The following is a 15641-nucleotide window of genomic DNA, read 5'->3' on the forward strand; positions in this document are numbered from 1 at the left end:
GCACGCCGCGCGGCCCTGCCCGGCCCGCACCGTCACCCGGACCGGGCTGGTCCGGCCCGGTCGGCGGCCCCGCGGCACCGCCGCCGCGACCCTACCGGGTGCAAAACGTCGAATTTTGCTCGAGCGCAGGGTGATTCCAATGGTGGCGCGGATGCGGACGGGTCGCTAGCGTCCAGACATTCGACAGCAGCACGGACCCGGGAGCACACCATCGATTCCTTCTTCTCGTCCGATCCCGTCGAGCGGCGGGCGGAACTGGCGGTGCGATGGGTCGAGAAGCGGGCGTTCGGCGGGCCGGTCGACCGCGCGCTGCCGGTGACCGTCAACTTCCATCCCGACCGCCTCGTCGGGGGCGTACCGGTCCTGGCGGCGATGGCCGCCGACGGCCGCTACCTGTCGCAGTTCGCGACCGGGGTCGGCAACGGCGGGCTGACCGCCTATCCCGGCGGCGACCGCTGGGAGTGGGAGAGCGCGTTCTTCGGCGGCGCCTACGACGACGGGCCCGCCGTCGCCCGGCCCGTCTACGGCGCGCTGGACCTGGCCAAGCGCCCGGTCGGGGCCGCCCCCCGGTTCGGGTCGGCCCACCTGCGCCTGTCCCCCGCCGTGCTCGACCGCGCCACCTTCTGCTACCCCGACAGCCACCTCGGGCCCACCGCGTTCGGCACCGCCGAACACGCCGGCGTCGTCGACCTCGCCTGGGCGGGCACCGACGATCCGCTCGACGACTACGTCGAGACCCACATCCACGGCCCCGTCCGCTTCGACCGCGACGTCGAGGCCCTCGTCCTCGACCCCTCCTACCAGGGCACCGAGATCGAACGCGCCGCCCGTCGACTCCCCTGTCCCGTCGAATGGCACCCCGGTTTCGAACTGTCCCTCGACACCCTGCGCCGCCACCGCGACTACCGCGGCCCCGACGTCCTGATCCTCGGCGCCGAACTGGCCCGCTACGGCTTCCTCGACCCCCGCATCCTCGGCGAGGCCCCGCCCGACACCGACCCCCAGCTCCTGAAACGCCTGTGGCACTGCGTCGCCCGCTTCGGCGAACGCTGCGGCAGCTAGCCGAACCAGCGGGCCAGCCGGACACACAGGGCGTCGACACCGGGCCCGTCGAGCAATTCCGTCGCGCCGGAGTCGGCGTCGTGCCACGGGATGTGATCGGGCACCGACCACGGCCGGGCGAACAGATGCTGGTGCAGGTGCGGAACGCTGCGCCCGGCGATCATCGAGAACACGTGCCGGGGAGCCAGTTCCGCCTCCAGCGCCCTCGCACCCCGCCAGGCGGCGTCGGCGACCGCCCGCGCCTCCGCCGCCGAGAGCAGGCCGAGCCCCGCGACGTGTCTCCGGGGTTCGACGAACAGGTATCCCGGAACCACACCCGGCCGCGCGCCACGGAGCCGATGGGTCACCACCACCAGGTCGTCGGCGTACACGAGCGGCGCCGCCAGCGGCCCCCGCCCGCGATGTTTGGCGCACACGGCACAGCGGTCGAGATCGGCGGTCTCCGAGGTCATCCGGACATCGAAGCCGTCGCTGAGCGGAACGTCCAGGTTTGTCCGCAGTGGTCCTCGAACCTCGGCCGACCCCGGAAATCCGGTTGCCGCCGTCGGGGTGACGGGCGTGGAATCGGGGGATGACGGCGGGAGAGCTGGCAGGCCGGGTCGCGGTGGTGACAGGGGTCAGCAGGCGGCGAGGGATCGGTTTCGCGATCGCGCGACGGCTGGCGGCGGAGGGGGCCGCGCTGCTGGTCACCCAGTGGGCGCCGCACGACGCCGAACAGCCGTGGGGCGCCGACGATCCCGATCAGCTGGTGCGGGAGCTCGGAACGGTGACGCGGGTGGGCGCGCTCGCGGTCGATCTCGAGCGGGCGGAGGCCGCGGCCGAGGTGATCGAGGAGGCCGTGCGGGTCTTCGGGCGGGTCGACATCCTGGTGGCCAACCACGCGCGCAGCGGCGGGGACGGCGCGCTGCTCGACGTGGACGCCGCGATGCTGGACGGGCACTGGGCCGTCGACGCCCGCTCGGTGCTGCTGCTGACCCAGGCCTTCGCGCGGCACTATCGCCCCGACGCCGACGCCGTGCGGGACCGCGGGCGGGTGATCTGGCTGACGTCCGGGCAGCACCGGGGCCCGATGCGCGGCGAGATCGCCTACGCGGCGGCGAAGTCGGTCCTGGCGGGGCTCACGCCCACCGTGGCCGACGAATTGATCGACCGGGGCATCCTGCTCAACACGGTCAACCCCGGCCCGGTCGACACCGGCTATCTCACCGCGGCCACCGCCGACCGCGACCTCGCGGTGCTGGAGCGCGTGCGGTCGGCCTTCCCACGCGGCCGGGTGGGCGAACCCGACGATCCGGCGCGGCTGGTCGCCTGGCTCGTCTCGGACGCGGGACGCTGGGTGGTCGGCCAGGTGATCGATTCCGAGGGCGGTTTCCGCCGGTAGCTCACGGCCACTCGGCCCGCACCGGCGGCCGGCCCGCCGACGTGGCAGGCTGGCGCGGTGAGCACCGCCCGCAGGAACCCCGTGGACGGCCCGGCGCCGTCCGGGCCGCCGGGAGGCCCGCGCCGGCGACCGGCGGCACCTCCCGAGACCGAAAGCACCCCGTGACCGACACGCTGCGGCCCCCGTCCGAGGCGCCCGGGGACGCCCCGGCGCGCCGTCGGCTCTCGCGTCTGGATCTGGTACGGCTCGGCGTGCTCGCGGCGGGCGTGGCCTGCGTGGCGACGGGGCTGCTGCCGCGCGCGGAGGCCGAGGCGAACCTGGCGCGGATCGGTCCGCTGCTCGTGTTCCTGTGTTCGGTGATCGTGCTGGCCGAGCTCACCCGCCGGGCGGGCGTCTTCGACGTGCTGGCCCGCAGGCTCGCGATCCTCGGGCGGGGCCGGTACCCGCTGCTGTTCGTGCTCTGCGCGGGGTTCGCGGCCGTCGTGACGATGACGCTGAATCTCGACACGACCGCCGTCCTGCTGACCCCGGTCCTGCTGGCGCTGGCGGAACCGACGGGCATCCCGCCGCTGCCGCTGGCGGTGACGACGCTGTGGCTGGCCAACACCGCGAGCCTGCTGCTGCCGGTGTCGAACCTGACGAACCTGCTCGCCGCCGACCGCACCGGCCTGGACGCGGCGGGGTTCGCGGCACGGATGTGGGCGCCGCAGCTGGCCGCGCTGCTCGTCACGCTGGCGCTGCTGTGGGTCTGGTACTGGCGGCCCGCCGCCCGCGAGACCGGCACCTACCGCCCGCCCGCGCCGGTGCGGGTGACCGGCACACGGCAGCGGTTCCTGCTGTACGGGACCGGGACGGCGGCGGCGGCGTTCGTGGTCGCGATCCCGTTCGCGGGGACCCACGTCGACCTCGCGGCCCTCGGCGCCGCGGCCATCGCGCTCGGCGCCTACCTGATCGCGGACCGGCGGGCCCTGCGCTGGGAGCTCGTGCCGTGGCGGCTGCTCGTGTTCGTGGTCGGGCTGTTTCTCGTGGTGCCGACGGTGTCGCGGTGGGGCCTGACCGAGGTGGTGCACGCGATGATCGGCGACGACCCCGGCGCGGCGGGCGCGGTCAGGGCCGCCGCGACGGGGGCGGGCCTGTCGAACCTGGTGAACAACCTGCCCGCCTACACCGCGGGCGAGACGGTGATCGACCCCGCGCACCCCGACGTGCTCCTCGCCCTGCTGATCGGCACGAACACCGGGCCGCTCGTCACGCCGTGGGCCTCCCTGGCGACCCTGCTGTGCCTGGAGTACTGCCGCGACCGGGGCGTGCGGATCTCGTTGCGCCGCACGGCGGTCCACGGTCTGGTCCTCGCGGTGGCCGCCACCGGGGCCGCCGTCGCCGCGTTGCTGCTGGTCTGAGCGCCGCCGACCCGGCGACCACCTTCGAACTCCTGTTCGAATACGCGCTACGATGGTCCCATGTCGCTACCGTTCCAGGGCTCCCTGCTCGACGGCTTCGATGCGGCGCACCTGCGCCCCCTGCGCCGCATCCGCCGCACGCCGCTCACCGCCGGCGCCTGGGTGGACGTCCTGCCGGGCTGGCTGGCGGGCGCCGACGCGGTCTTCGAGCGGCTCGCGGACCGGGTGCCGTGGCAGGCCGAGCGCAGGCCCATGTACGACCGGGTGGTCGACGTGCCCCGGTTGCTGGCCTTCTACGGCGAGGACGACGACCTGCCCGAGCCCGTCCTCGCCGAGGCCCGCCGCGACCTGAACACCCACTACGCGGCCGAGCTCGGCGAGCCGTTCCGCACGGCGGGCCTGTGCTACTACCGGGACGGGCGCGACAGCGTCGCCTGGCACGGCGACACCATCGGCCGCGGCGCCACCCACGACACCATGGTCGCCATCGTGTCGGTGGGCGCCCCGCGCGCGCTGCTGCTCCGCCCGCGTGACGGCGGCGCGAGCCTGCGGTTCGCCGTCGGGCACGGCGACCTGCTGGTGATGGGCGGTTCGTGCCAGCGGACCTGGGAACACGCGGTCCCCAAGACGGCGAAACCGGTCGGTCCGCGCATCAGCATCCAGTTCCGCCCGCGCGGCGTGCGCTGACCGGCGCTTGACCTGAACCGCACTCGAGGTACCAGGGTGTGGGTCATGAGCACATCGCACGGCAGCGCGCCCGTCATCGAGGACGCCACCACCGATCACGCCGCCGACATCGCCGCCATCGAGGCGATCATCGCGGGCGTCGAGACCGCCTTCAACACCAACGATCCCGACCTGATGACCGCCGATCTGGCGGAGAACGCCGTGGTGGGCAACGCGGCGGGCGCCCTGACCCACGGTCGCGCGGAGGTGCTCGCGTCGTCACGGGCGGGGCTGCGCGGCTTCCTGCGCGACGAGTTCGTGCGCTACGACGTCACCGGCGTCAGCTTCCCGCTCGCCGACATGGCGCTGGCGCACAAGGAGGCGCGCGCCACGACCGCCGACGGCACCCCGCTCGACACCGACCCGGCCATGATCGCGCTCTACGTCCTGGTGAAACGCGAGGGGCGCTGGTGGATCGTGGCCCGCCAGAACACCCTCGTGCCCCAAGGGAACTAGCGGCGCCGGGCCGATCAGGTCGGGCTGATCGACCCGGGGGGCGGGCCCGGCGGACGCGACCCGACGGCCCACGACCGGTTCCCGGATGCCTGCGCCGCCGGACCCGCGCCGCGTGCGCCCAGATCCGCTGTTCGAGCTCGGCGGGATCGCAGGCGGGCGCGGCGGCCAGGACCTCGGCCCGCGCGACCCCGGCGACGGCGACGTCGCGCCGGAAATACCGGAAGATCTGCACCTCGCCGTCCTGGGGATACTCGTCGAGATAGGCGTGGTCGCTGGGATGACGGGAGGTGTCGAGCCCGTCGAGGGCCACGGCCCACTCGCGCAGGCGGCCGGCGCCGCCGAAGACGGCGATCACCCCGCCGATCCGCTCGATCGCGGCGAAGCCGCCGCGCACCCCTCCGGCCCGCGCGCGCCCTATCGGCCATGGCGGCGGAAACCGCACGCGCGGAACCGATTCTGCGCGGCCGGCCCGCCGCGGTGACCCGCGCGCGCGACCACGCGGGTTCGGCGCGACCGAGGATTGATCGATGCAAGGTTCGATCGCGTTGTTCAGCAAGGGGATTCGGAGTCGACAGCGCCGGATCTGCCCGTACCCTGGTGGGGATTCTTATTCGGTGTGCAGGGGGTCGTAGGTGATCGTCGTCGTTGCGGACGGTACCGAGCTCGACGGCGCGGAACAGGTGGTCGGGCGTGCGATGCGGGACTGGGATCCCAGCATCGGCGGGGTGGCCGTCTTCCGGTGCCACGTGCCCGAGTACCGGGGCGGGTCCGTCGAGGTCGACGCGCTGGTGTGTACGCCGCGCGGGGTGACCGTCGTGGAGGTGAAGGGCTTCACCGCCCGCCAGAACGGCACCCTGGTGACCCCGGCGAACGGGCCGTGGAAGGTCGGCGACGACCTCGCCGCGCTCTACCACCCCGATCGCGCACCCAACCCGTTCCTGCAGGTCCGCAGGCAGGTGTTCGCCACCAAGAACCTGCTGCAGCGCGCGGGCATCACGGGCTGGGTCAACGCCGTCATCACCCTGCTCCCCCAGCCGTGGGCCCGCGTCGCCTACGACGAGACCCGCCTGGCCGACGGCTACCGGGTCCTCATCGCCGACCGCAACGGCTGCGTGGCCCTGCGCGAGTACTTCCGCTCCGAGATCGGCCGGACCGTCCGGCTCAGCATCGACGACGTGGCCACCGTCTTCCACACCCTCAACCTCGACCACCTGCTGCCCTCCCCGGAAGACCTCGCCGCGCACGGTTTCCCCGACGAGTTCCAGACGGTCGGCGACCGCAGACCCGCCCCCGAACGCGCCGCCGGCCCGGGCTTCCTGGCCGCCATCGACCGGCTCGGCCGCGGCGACAGCGGGTCGTCCGCGGACGGCCGGGAGGCGGGGACGACGCCGGAGACCGACACCCGCCCGGTGATCAACCTGCGCAAGGACGCCGACATCGAGCGGGAACTGGCCGCCGACGCGGCGCACGGGTCCGCCGCCTCGCGGGCGGCCGGGTCCTCGAACAAGATCGCGGTCGGGTCGATCGGTGCCGGGGGAACCGGCGCGGGCACCGCCGAGGAGCGGGCGTCGTCCGGGGGCGATTCCGGCGACGACCGGGACGCGCCGGGCGCTGGTGACACCGGAGAGCGGACCGTCCCCGACCCGCGCGAGACCGTCCGCGGCGTCGACGGTGCACGGCCCGACGCCGGCGATGCGCCGCGCGCCACGTCACCCGGCGACGAGGCCGGTCACGGCCGAGGCGAATCGCCGGCCGGCGAAGGAGGCCCGGCGGTGGACGGCACCGATCGAGAGCAGGGCGCGTCGCGCGGGCGGCTGCGCGGGATCGTCTCGGGTGTGGCCGCGGCCGGGGTGATCGGCGCCGGCGCCGCGGCGCTGGCACGGAAACGCAGGTCGGCGCGAGAAGGAGACGCCCAAGCCGACCGCTCGGACGACGGCACCGACGTCGATCGAGCCGCGGAACCCCGGGCGGACCACCCCACCGAACGGCCGGCCGAGCTCGATCGCGCTGCCCCCGGGGCCGAAAGCGACGACGGACTGGACGTTTCCGGCGGCGAGGACACCGGAGCGCGGGCGACCGCGCTCGACGTGCCCGGCGACGGCGACGCCGGTGCTCCGGACACGGCCGGAACCCGCGCGGCGGTCGAAGCCGCCTCGGCGGCCGCCGGGACGCGCACGGCCGCTGAGACCGACACGGCGACCGGCGGGGACGGACAGGACAACGACACGGCGGATCGGCGTAGCGTCGACACCGAGACGCGCACGCCTCCCGAGACCGACACGGCGACCGCCGAGAGCGGACAGGACAACGACACGGCGGATCGGCGCGGCGTCGACACCGGCGCGGCGGGCCGATCCGCGGGCGAGCGTCGCGCGAACGACGGCCGGGGCGGAGAGCCGGCCGAGGCGGATGCGGCCGGCGACCGCGAGGCCGACACCCACGGCGACGCCCGCCAGGCCGACAGCCACGGCGACGGCCGCGATCGGAAGCAGGCGGCGGACGCGCGCGTCGCTGCCACCGAGACCGACGACGCGCCCGATCGCGGAGGACGCGCCCCGGCGGACAGCGCCGACGGCGACGTCGAAGAGGACGACGACGGCGAGGGCGGGCGGACCCTGCGCGGCGTCGCCGCCGGGGCGGCCCTCGCGGGCGCGGTCGGGGCCGGGGTACTCGCGGCGCGAGCCGCCCGGTCGCGCCGCGACGACGACCACGACCGTGACCAGGACCAGGACCAGGACCAGGACCGTGACCGGCTGGACGGCCGCGACCTCGGTTCCGAACGGGACGACACGGAACGGACCTCGTCCGACGAGGGCCGATCCCCGGGAGCGGACGGCGACGAGTGGGGCGCCGGGCGGGGCGACGCGCGGCGGATCGCGCCCGAGGAGGATCGGTTCCCCGACGCGGACAGCGACGCACACGCGGCCGGGCGCGACCACGCGGAACGAAACGCCCCCGAGCGGGAGCGATTCCCCGACACGAGCACCGACGAACGCGACACCGGCCGGGACCACACGCGGGGAACCGCCTCCGAAGAGGGCCGACACTCCGACCACGCCGTTTACGCCGACTACGCCGACCACGCCGATGGGGACGACGACGAACGCGGGGCCGGATGGCGGGGCGAACGGCAGCGCGACGATCGCGACGAATCCGGTCGGCGATACCTCGGCGCGTGGCGCGCACCCGACGACGACGAACGCGACGACGCGGACGGCTACGCGGTGGACGCCGACGACCACGACGGGAGGGACCACGACGACGCATCCGGCTACGACGACCGGGAGCCCGGAACGGACCCGGACGACGGCCGGGCATACGACGACTCCCCGGGCGGGCACTTCCACGCCCGGACCGCCGACGGCGAATTCGACCATGTCGACGGCGCGTTCCAGCAGTTGCGTGGCGAACCCGTGCCCTCGGCGTCCGGTGGCGCGCAGTGGTGGCAGCCGAATCAGCCCGCGCCCGCGCCGAAGTGGCGGCCGGAACTGCCGGGGTTCGTGCGTGGGCGCGGCAGGTCGGGTCCGGGGCGCGCCGGGCGCGCGGCGAAGGTCGCGCGGCAGGCGCCGGCGCGGCGGCGCCCGCGGATCGGTCCGGGGATCGGGCTGGTGCTGGTCCTGGTGCTGTTCGGGGCGACCTTCTACGGCGTGACCGCGGTGGCGGCGTCGCGGTTCGTGGTCGCCGACTACGACCGTCTCTGCGGGGACGAGACCAAGACGTTCCCGAAGGCGGCGGAGTTCGCGGACGCGGGCGCCCGGCCGGTGCGCCTGGCGGGCGATCTCGCCGGGATGGTGCCCGCGGGCGGGCCCGCGTGGCACCCGGAGGATCCGGGCGAGGTGCAGCTGGTGGCGTGCCTGCGGCAGACCGGCATGGGCGATCTGGTGCAGACGTGCTGGTACCCGCCGAGCGAGGCGGCGCGGGTGGCGCGCACGGTCAACCTGTTCCGGGCGACCTATCAGCTGGTCGTCTACGAGGCACGGACGCGCCGTGAGGTCGCCCGGGCCGACCTGGTCGGGGAGCGCTACAGCGACGACCCGGCCTCGACCGAGCCCGACCGCTGCCGGGCGGCCGCCTCGGCGCCGGATGTGCTGGGGCGCAGGCTCGGTCAGCCGTCGAGCGGGCAGGTCACGGCGGTGCTCGCGCCCCTCGTCCGCGATCGCTGACCTCGGCGGGCGACCGCGCTTGACCTCGAGCGCGCTCGAGGTTGCAGGATCGGTGGGTGCTCTCGCACACGCCTCCGCCGGGCCCGTACACCCACCGGCGGAGGCACTCGGGAGCCCGCGCCGGCGGCTAGGCTGCCGGGATGGCCGAGACGAAGGTGCCGTGGGCGGTGGCGAGCAATCGCCTGACCGCGCGCTGGTGCGCCGCGAGCGAGGGTGATTTCGTGCTCTCGGGGGCGGGCCTGTGGCCGCTGCTCGCCGCGTTGGCCCCGGCGGCGACCGGAACCGCGCGCGCCGAACTCGCCGAGGCGGTCGGCCTCCCCCTCGACCGGGCCCACGCGGGTGGCCCGCGCCGTCATGGCCGAGCTCCAGGCGGCGGAGGGCATCTCGGGCGCCTTCGCGGCCTGGTTCCGCGGCATCGTCCCGCGCGCGGACTGGGTCGCGCAGCTGCCGGGCGCGGCGGGACCGCTGCCGGACCGCGCCGGGCGGGACGCCTGGGCGCGCGAGCACACCGGCGGGCTGATCCCCCGGTTCCCGCTGGACGTCGGACCGGACACGCTCCTCGTGCTGGCCACGGCGCTTGCCGCGCGCACCACCTGGACCACTCCGTTCCGGCCGACCCGGCTCGTCGCCGGGCGGGGTCCGTGGGCGGGACGTCCGCTGCCCGGGTTGACCGCGCCGTCCCCGACGCCGGGTCCGTCGCGGTCCTGCACGGGCCGCGTCCGGTCACCCGGGTCGTCGTGCGCGGGACCGGCGACCTCGACGTCCACGTGCTGCTGGGAGACGGCCCGGCGGGCGAGGTGCTCGCGAGCGGGCTGGACGCGCTGGACGGGAACTGCCCGGCGATGCCGTCCCCGCCGCCGGGCACGCGGGCGCCCGGGCTCGACGTGGTGCGTGAGCGCGCGCCCCGGCCCGGCGACCGGGAACAACTCACGCTCCCCCCGTTCCGGCTGTCCTCCGAGCACGACCTCCTCGCGCACGCCGCGGCGTTCGGCCTGCGCGCGGCCGGCGGCCCGGGTGGGCACTTCCCCGGCGTCGCCGACACGCCGCTGCGGGTCTCCCAGGCACGCCAGCGGGTGTTCGCGGAGTTCACGGCCGCGGGCTTCTCGGCGGCCGCGGTCACCGCGATCGGCATGGTCCGCGCCGCGCTGCGGCCCGACGCGCACGAGATCGTCGTCCGCCGCGTCACCGTCAATCGGCCGTTCTCGTTCCTCGCGGTCCACCGGCCCAGCGGCGCCGCGGTGTTCGCCGGGCATCTCGCGGAGGCCCCCGCCGACGACGACGGCCGCGCCCCCGGCGGGGGTACGCGGCCGTCATAGCGGGACCGATCACGCCGAGGCGGTGATCTCCCATTCGTGGACCGTCACGTCCGAGGCGCCGGTGGTGTACACCGGATCGGCGTGGGCGAGGGCGGTGGCCTCGGTCAGGTCGGCGGCGCGCACGACATAGGCGCCGCCGGTGCCGTCGGTGAACTTGCCGCTCTCCACGAGCCTGCCCTCGGCGAGCAGGCCCGCCAGGAACTCGCGATGGGGTTCGATCACCGACTGGTCGAAGCGCGGCGTGCGCATGACCATCACCAGGTACTTGGTGTCCACTACCGCTCCGGCTCGGGACGCGGCGCGCGGGTGGCGGCCGCGGCGGCCCGCACCTGCGGCGCCACCTGCACGACCTGGCCGAGCACCCCGTTCACGAACGACGGGGAGTCGTCGGTCGACAGCTCCTTGGCGAGCTCGACCGCCTCGTCCACCGCGACGACCGGCGGGACGTCGGTGGCGTGGAACAGCTCCCACACCGCGACGCGCAGGATCGCGCGGTCGACGGCGGGCAGCCGCGAGAGCGTCCAGTCCTGCAGGTAGGACTCGATCGTGCCGTCCACCCGGTCCAGGTCGTCGGCGACGCCCTCGACCAGGGTGTGGGTGTAGGCGTGCACCGGGGCGACCGCCTGGTCGCGGGTGGCCAGCTCGGCGCGCTCGGCGAGCAGATCGGAGACGTCGACGTCGCGCGCCTCCGCCTCGAACAGCAGGTCGACCGCGCGGCGGCGCGCCTTGTGGCGGGCACCGAGCTTCTTGAAGGAGCCCTTCTGGTCCTCGGCCACCGGATCAGGCGTTGACGCGGCCGAGGTAGCTGCCGTCGCGCGAGTCGATGCGCAGCTTGTCGCCGGTGTTGATGAACAGCGGGACCTGCACCTCGGCACCGGTCTCCAGGGTGGCCGGCTTGGTGCCGCCGGTGGAGCGGTCGCCCTGCAGGCCGATGTCGGTGTGCTGCACGACCAGCTCGATGGAGACGGGGAGCTCCACGAACAGCGGGGCCTCCTCGTGCACGGCCACCTGCACGGCCATGTTCTCGAGCAGGAAGCGGGCACCGTCGCCGATGGTCTCCTCCGGGATCGAGATCTGGTCGTAGGTCTCGCCGTCCATGAAGATGTAGTCGGTGCCGTCGTGGTACAGGTAGGTCATGTCGCGACGGTCGACGGTCGCGGTCTCGACCTTGACACCGGCGTTGAAGGTCTTGTCGACAACCTTGCCGGACACGACGTTCTTCAGCTTGGTCCGCACGAAGGCGGGGCCCTTACCCGGCTTGACGTGCTGGAATTCGACGATCTGCTGGAGCTGACCGTCGATCTTCAGCACAAGGCCGTTCTTGAAGTCGCTGGTGTCCGCCACTGTCCTCGGATCTCCTTGGTGAGTTACTGCGTCTGGGGCCGACCGGCGTCAGTCGACGACGGTCAGGTCTTTGCTGGTGAGGGTGAGCAGTTCCGGGGTCCCCTCGCGCACCACGAGGGTGTCCTCGATCCGGACCCCGCCGCGGCCGGGAAGGTACACACCTGGTTCGACGGTCACCGCCACGCCTTGGAGAAGTGTACCGGTTGACGTTTTGGCCACTCCCGGCGCTTCGTGGATCTGCAGACCGACCCCGTGACCGAGGCCGTGCACGAACTGTGGACCGTAGCCCGCGTCCTCGATGATCGAGCGCGAGGCCGCGTCGACCGCGCTGGTCGCCACCCCCGGCGCGAGCGCCGCGCAGCCCGCCCGCTGCGACCGCGCGACCAGGTCGTAGATCTCGAGCTGCCAGTCCGCGGGCCTGCCGAGGACCAGGGTGCGGGTCATGTCGGAGTGGTAGCCGCCGACGACCGCGCCGAAATCGAACTTCACGAAGTCGCCGACGGCGAGGACGGCACCGGTCGGGCGATGGTGCGGGACGGCGGAATTCGCGCCCGCGGCGACGATGGTCTCGAACGACACCGCCTCCGCGCCGTGGGCGAACATGGCCCACTCCAGGTCGCGCGCGATCTGGCGTTCGGTGCGGCCCGCGCGGATCAGGCCCTGGTCGAGCAGGTCGCGCAGGGCGGCGTCGGCGGCGGCGCAGGCGGCGCGCAGCTGTTCGATCTCGTAGGCGTCCTTGACCATGCGCAGCTGCTCGACCAGTCCCGGTGTCGGCACCAGTTGCAGGCCGGTGCGCAGCTCCCCGAACGCGGTGTGCTCGGCGACGGTGACCACGTGGCTCTCGAACCCGACCCGGCCCAGCTGCCATTCCCCGGCCAGGCCGAGGATGCGCGGCGCGGTGGCGCGGGCGATCTCGGCGCGCAGGTCGGGTACCTGGGCGGCGACCTGGGCCGAGTAGCGGCCGTCGGTGCCGATGACCGAGCGGTCCTCGGAGGCGCGGGTGTCCCAGGCGTGCACGAGCAGGACCGCGTTGGAGCCGGTGAACCCGGTCAGGTAGCGGACGTTGACCAGATCGGTCACCAGCAGCGCGTCGAGGCCGTTCTCGACGAGCAGGCTCCGCAGGTTGCCGCGCCGCGCCGCGTAGTCCGGGCCGGGGCCCGCGTAGTCAGCACACATGGGTCAACGCTACCGCTCCCGCGTCGGCGGTGGGGCACCGAACACCGGGTCCGCGACGGCGGAGCCCCAGGTCGGCGACAGGTGGAAGGGGCCGTGTCCACAATGGGTCCCGTTGTCCCCATTCGCCTGTCGGGCCCCGCCGCCGGGTGCCGCGGCGCCGCAGGATCTTCGGCATGACCACTGCCTCGTTCTGCTGCCTCGCCGCCTGGTGCCTGCTGCTCGGCGTGCTCGACCTGCATCTGCGCCGGCTGCCCAACGCGCTCACCGGCATCGGCGCGCTCGCCGTGTTCGGCTACGCCGCGCTCGAGGGCAGGCTCGCTGTCGCCGCCGTCGGCGCGCTGCTGCTCGCGGTGCCGTACCTGCTGTGCCACCTGCTGGCCCCCGCCGCCCTCGGCGCCGGGGACGTGAAGCTGGCGGTGGCGCTCGGCGCGGCCGCGGCCCTGGCGGGCCCGTCGGCCTGGGTGTGGGCCGCCGTCGCCGCGCCGCTCGGCACCGCCGTGGCCGCCGCGGTCTTCCTGGCCCACCGGTGGCGGGCGGGAGGCGGCGTGCGCGCCCTGCGCCACAGCCCCGTCCCGCACGGGCCCGCCATGTGCGCGGCGACCCTGGCCGCGATCGTCGCGGCATGACCGCCCGCCGCCACCTGCGCCTCGTTCCCCCACCCGGCGATCCGGCGCGGCGAGCCCCGGCGGACGCGGCGGCCGACGCCGCCCGTTCCCGGCATCCGGCGGGCCGCTCGTCCCGCGCGGGACAGGTGGTGCTGTGGGAGGCCTGGCGACGCCGGCCCGCGCACGCGGGTGTGCACGAGCCCACAGCGGACCGCGTGCCCGGAGATCGCGGCCGACATGGAAGGATGGGAGGCGTGCTGCGCTGGATAACTGCCGGAGAATCCCATGGTCCCGCTCTCGTCGCCCTCCTGGAAGGGATGGTGGCCGGAGTAGAGGTCACGACGGACGACGTCTCCGCACAGCTGGCGCGCCGGCGGCTCGGCTACGGGCGCGGCGCCCGGATGAAGTTCGAGGCCGACAAGGTCACCCTCGTCGGCGGTGTCCGCCACGGCCGGACCATGGGCGGCCCGGTCGCCATCGAGGTGGCCAACTCCGAGTGGCCCAAGTGGACCGAGGTCATGTCGGCCGATCCGGTCGACGCCGAGGCGCTGGCGGGCATGGCCCGCAACGCGCCCCTGACCCGCCCCCGTCCCGGCCACGCCGACTACTCCGGCATGCTCAAGTACAACTTCGACGACGCCCGCCCGGTGCTCGAGCGGGCCAGTGCCCGCGAGACCGCGGCCCGGGTCGCCGCGGGCACGGTGGCGCGCAACTTCCTGCGCCAGGCCTTCGGCGTCGAGGTCGTCTCGCACGTGGTGTCCATCGGCACCGCCACCAACACCACCGGGGTCGCCCCGACCGCCGCCGATTCCGACGCGATCGACGCCAGCCCCGTGCGCGCGTTCGACGCCGAGGCCGAGGCCGCGATGATCGCCGAGATCGAGGCGGCCAAGAAGGACGGCGACACCCTCGGTGGCGTGGTCGAGGTGATCGTGGAGGGGCTGCCGGTCGGCCTCGGCTCGTTCACCAGCGGCGAGAACCGCCTCGACTCGCGGCTGGCCGCCGCGCTCATGGGCATCCAGGCCATCAAGGGCGTCGAGGTGGGCGACGGTTTCGAGACCGCGCGCAGGCGCGGCAGCCAGGCCCATGACGAGATGCGCCCCGGCCCCGACGGCGTGCTGCGCTCGACCAACCGCGCCGGCGGCCTCGAGGGCGGCATGACCAACGGTGAGGCGCTGCGCGTGCGCGCGGCCATGAAGCCGATCTCCACGGTGCCGCGCGCGTTGTCGACCGTGGACATGTCCAGCGGCGAGGAGGCCGTGGCCATCCACCAGCGCTCGGATGTGTGCGCGGTGCCCGCCGCCGCCGTGGTGGCCGAGTCGATGGTGGCCCTCGTGGTGGCGCAGGCGGCGCTGGAGAAGTTCGGCGGCGACTCCCTCACCGAGACCGTCGACAACGTCACGGCCTACCTCGAGCGCATCGGCAGCCGTCCGCACGTGCCCGCGGAGAGCCGGACGCAGTGAACGAGCAGGTGCCGCAGGGGCAGGCGGAGCACGACGCCGCCGCGCCCCGGGATGCCGCGCCGCCCGACCTCACGCATACCGGAACAGGCTCCCCCGCAGGCGATTCCGCCGCGGGGGACGTGCCGTCCCCGCGGGCGGACGCCCCGGTGCGGGTGGTGCTGATCGGCCCGCCGGGCGCGGGCAAGTCCACGATCGGGCGCAAGCTGGCGCGCGAGCTCGGGGTGGCGCTCTACGACACCGACAACGGGATCGAGGAGGACACCGGGCGCACCATCCCCGACATCTTCGCCGTGGACGGGGAGCCGGAGTTCCGCCGCATCGAGGAGGAGGTCGTGCGCCGGGCCGTGCTCGGGCACGACGGCGTGGTCTCCCTGGGCGGCGGGGCCGTGCTGTCGGCGCGGACCCGGCAGCTGCTGCGCTCGGTGACCGTCGTGTACCTGGAGATCAGCGTCGCCGAAGGGCTTCGGCGCACCGGTGCGAGCAACACCCGGCCGCTGCTCAACGGCGCCGACCCCGCCGCGAAAATACCGTGAGCTGATGGACATCCGG

The 15641-nt window shown here is 74.6% G+C and carries 15 protein-coding genes and 1 pseudogene; 11 read left to right on the forward strand and 5 right to left on the reverse strand.

Features of this window, described 5'->3' with window-relative positions; genetic code table 11:
• Window positions 1-261 precede the first annotated feature (261 nt).
• On the forward strand, window positions 262-1062 hold the full coding sequence (locus ON36_RS15960; RefSeq protein ID WP_043653561.1) for a DUF3626 domain-containing protein: 801 nt from the start codon (window positions 262-264) through the stop codon (window positions 1060-1062).
• Here ON36_RS15960 and ON36_RS15965 read toward each other — a convergent pair.
• On the reverse strand, window positions 1059-1514 hold the full coding sequence (locus tag ON36_RS15965) for an HIT family protein (RefSeq protein ID WP_052314039.1): 456 nt from the start codon (window positions 1512-1514) through the stop codon (window positions 1059-1061). The genes ON36_RS15960 and ON36_RS15965 overlap by 4 nt on opposite strands.
• A 119-nt stretch (window positions 1515-1633) precedes the next feature.
• Between ON36_RS15965 and ON36_RS15970 the strand changes: the two genes are divergently transcribed.
• From ON36_RS15970 to ON36_RS34750, 7 genes are all read left to right on the forward strand, one after another.
• Window positions 1634-2443 (forward strand): SDR family oxidoreductase, encoded by an 810-nt coding sequence (locus tag ON36_RS15970; protein WP_043653563.1) that lies wholly within the window; start codon window positions 1634-1636, stop codon window positions 2441-2443.
• A gap of 161 nt (window positions 2444-2604) precedes the next feature.
• A complete protein-coding gene (locus ON36_RS15975) occupies window positions 2605-3843 on the forward strand; it encodes an ArsB/NhaD family transporter (protein WP_245558095.1) in 1239 nt (412 codons plus the stop codon).
• 60 nt (window positions 3844-3903) lie between these two features.
• Window positions 3904-4530 carry an alpha-ketoglutarate-dependent dioxygenase AlkB gene (locus ON36_RS15980; protein ID WP_043653564.1) on the forward strand — a complete coding sequence of 209 codons (627 nt, stop codon included), beginning with the start codon at window positions 3904-3906 and terminating at the stop codon, window positions 4528-4530.
• A 45-nt stretch (window positions 4531-4575) separates the two neighbouring features.
• Window positions 4576-5025 carry an SgcJ/EcaC family oxidoreductase gene (locus ON36_RS15985; RefSeq protein ID WP_043653567.1) on the forward strand — a complete coding sequence of 150 codons (450 nt, stop codon included), beginning with the start codon at window positions 4576-4578 and terminating at the stop codon, window positions 5023-5025.
• Between the two features lie 85 nt (window positions 5026-5110).
• Entirely contained in the window at window positions 5111-5506 is a 396-nt protein-coding gene (locus tag ON36_RS15990; protein ID WP_157224889.1) for a hypothetical protein, read from the forward strand.
• 151 nt (window positions 5507-5657) lie between these two features.
• Window positions 5658-9188, forward strand: coding sequence for an NERD domain-containing protein (locus tag ON36_RS15995; protein ID WP_043653573.1), 3531 nt, complete (start codon window positions 5658-5660; stop codon window positions 9186-9188).
• A gap of 641 nt (window positions 9189-9829) precedes the next feature.
• The gene (locus ON36_RS34750; RefSeq protein WP_052314040.1) at window positions 9830-10504 is read left to right on the forward strand and encodes a serpin family protein; all 675 of its coding nucleotides are present in this window, start codon (window positions 9830-9832) and stop codon (window positions 10502-10504) included.
• 9 nt (window positions 10505-10513) lie between these two features.
• On the opposite strand, the gene ON36_RS16005 is transcribed toward ON36_RS34750, so the two are convergent.
• From ON36_RS16005 to ON36_RS16020, 4 genes are read right to left on the reverse strand one after another with little or no spacing between them, the layout of a single operon-like run.
• A complete protein-coding gene (locus ON36_RS16005) occupies window positions 10514-10780 on the reverse strand; it encodes a YciI family protein (RefSeq protein WP_245558096.1) in 267 nt (88 codons plus the stop codon).
• A complete protein-coding gene (nusB, locus tag ON36_RS16010) occupies window positions 10780-11280 on the reverse strand; it encodes a transcription antitermination factor NusB (protein ID WP_043653575.1) in 501 nt (166 codons plus the stop codon). Before nusB ends, ON36_RS16005 begins: the two co-directional genes overlap by 1 nt.
• A gap of 4 nt (window positions 11281-11284) precedes the next feature.
• Window positions 11285-11848, reverse strand: a complete 564-nt coding sequence (efp, locus tag ON36_RS16015) for an elongation factor P (protein WP_043653577.1) — start codon at window positions 11846-11848, stop codon at window positions 11285-11287.
• A gap of 48 nt (window positions 11849-11896) precedes the next feature.
• Window positions 11897-13024, reverse strand: coding sequence for a M24 family metallopeptidase (locus ON36_RS16020; RefSeq protein WP_043653580.1), 1128 nt, complete (start codon window positions 13022-13024; stop codon window positions 11897-11899).
• Between the two features lie 173 nt (window positions 13025-13197).
• Here ON36_RS16020 and ON36_RS16025 point away from each other — a divergent pair, with 173 nt between their 5' ends.
• From ON36_RS16025 to ON36_RS16035, 3 genes and pseudogenes are all read left to right on the forward strand, one after another.
• Window positions 13198-13650 (forward strand): prepilin peptidase, encoded by a 453-nt coding sequence (locus ON36_RS16025; RefSeq protein WP_043653595.1) that lies wholly within the window; start codon window positions 13198-13200, stop codon window positions 13648-13650.
• A gap of 233 nt (window positions 13651-13883) precedes the next feature.
• Window positions 13884-15092: a chorismate synthase gene (gene aroC / locus ON36_RS16030; protein WP_043653581.1), complete on the forward strand. Its 1209-nt coding sequence runs from the start codon at window positions 13884-13886 to the stop codon at window positions 15090-15092.
• 146 nt (window positions 15093-15238) lie between these two features.
• Window positions 15239-15616: pseudogene (locus tag ON36_RS16035) on the forward strand (shikimate kinase); the annotation flags it as partial.
• Window positions 15617-15641 lie beyond the last annotated feature (25 nt).

It is taken from the genome of Nocardia thailandica NBRC 100428 (genome assembly GCF_000308795.1).
Classification (GTDB): domain Bacteria; phylum Actinomycetota; class Actinomycetes; order Mycobacteriales; family Mycobacteriaceae; genus Nocardia; species Nocardia thailandica.

Bases quoted from the DNA above. Each gene is read 5' to 3' on its own strand.
- ON36_RS15965 (WP_052314039.1), bottom strand. From the start codon at position 1,514: ATGACCTCGGAGACCGCCGATCTCGACCGCTGTGCCGTGTGCGCCAAA.
- ON36_RS15970 (WP_043653563.1), top strand. From the start codon at position 1,634: ATGACGGCGGGAGAGCTGGCAGGCCGGGTCGCGGTGGTGACAGGGGTC.
- ON36_RS15980 (WP_043653564.1), top strand. From the start codon at position 3,904: ATGTCGCTACCGTTCCAGGGCTCCCTGCTCGACGGCTTCGATGCGGCG.
- ON36_RS15985 (WP_043653567.1), top strand. From the start codon at position 4,576: ATGAGCACATCGCACGGCAGCGCGCCCGTCATCGAGGACGCCACCACC.
- ON36_RS15990 (WP_157224889.1), top strand. From the start codon at position 5,111: ATGCCTGCGCCGCCGGACCCGCGCCGCGTGCGCCCAGATCCGCTGTTC.
- ON36_RS16020 (WP_043653580.1), bottom strand. From the start codon at position 13,024: ATGTGTGCTGACTACGCGGGCCCCGGCCCGGACTACGCGGCGCGGCGC.
- ON36_RS16025 (WP_043653595.1), top strand. From the start codon at position 13,198: ATGACCACTGCCTCGTTCTGCTGCCTCGCCGCCTGGTGCCTGCTGCTC.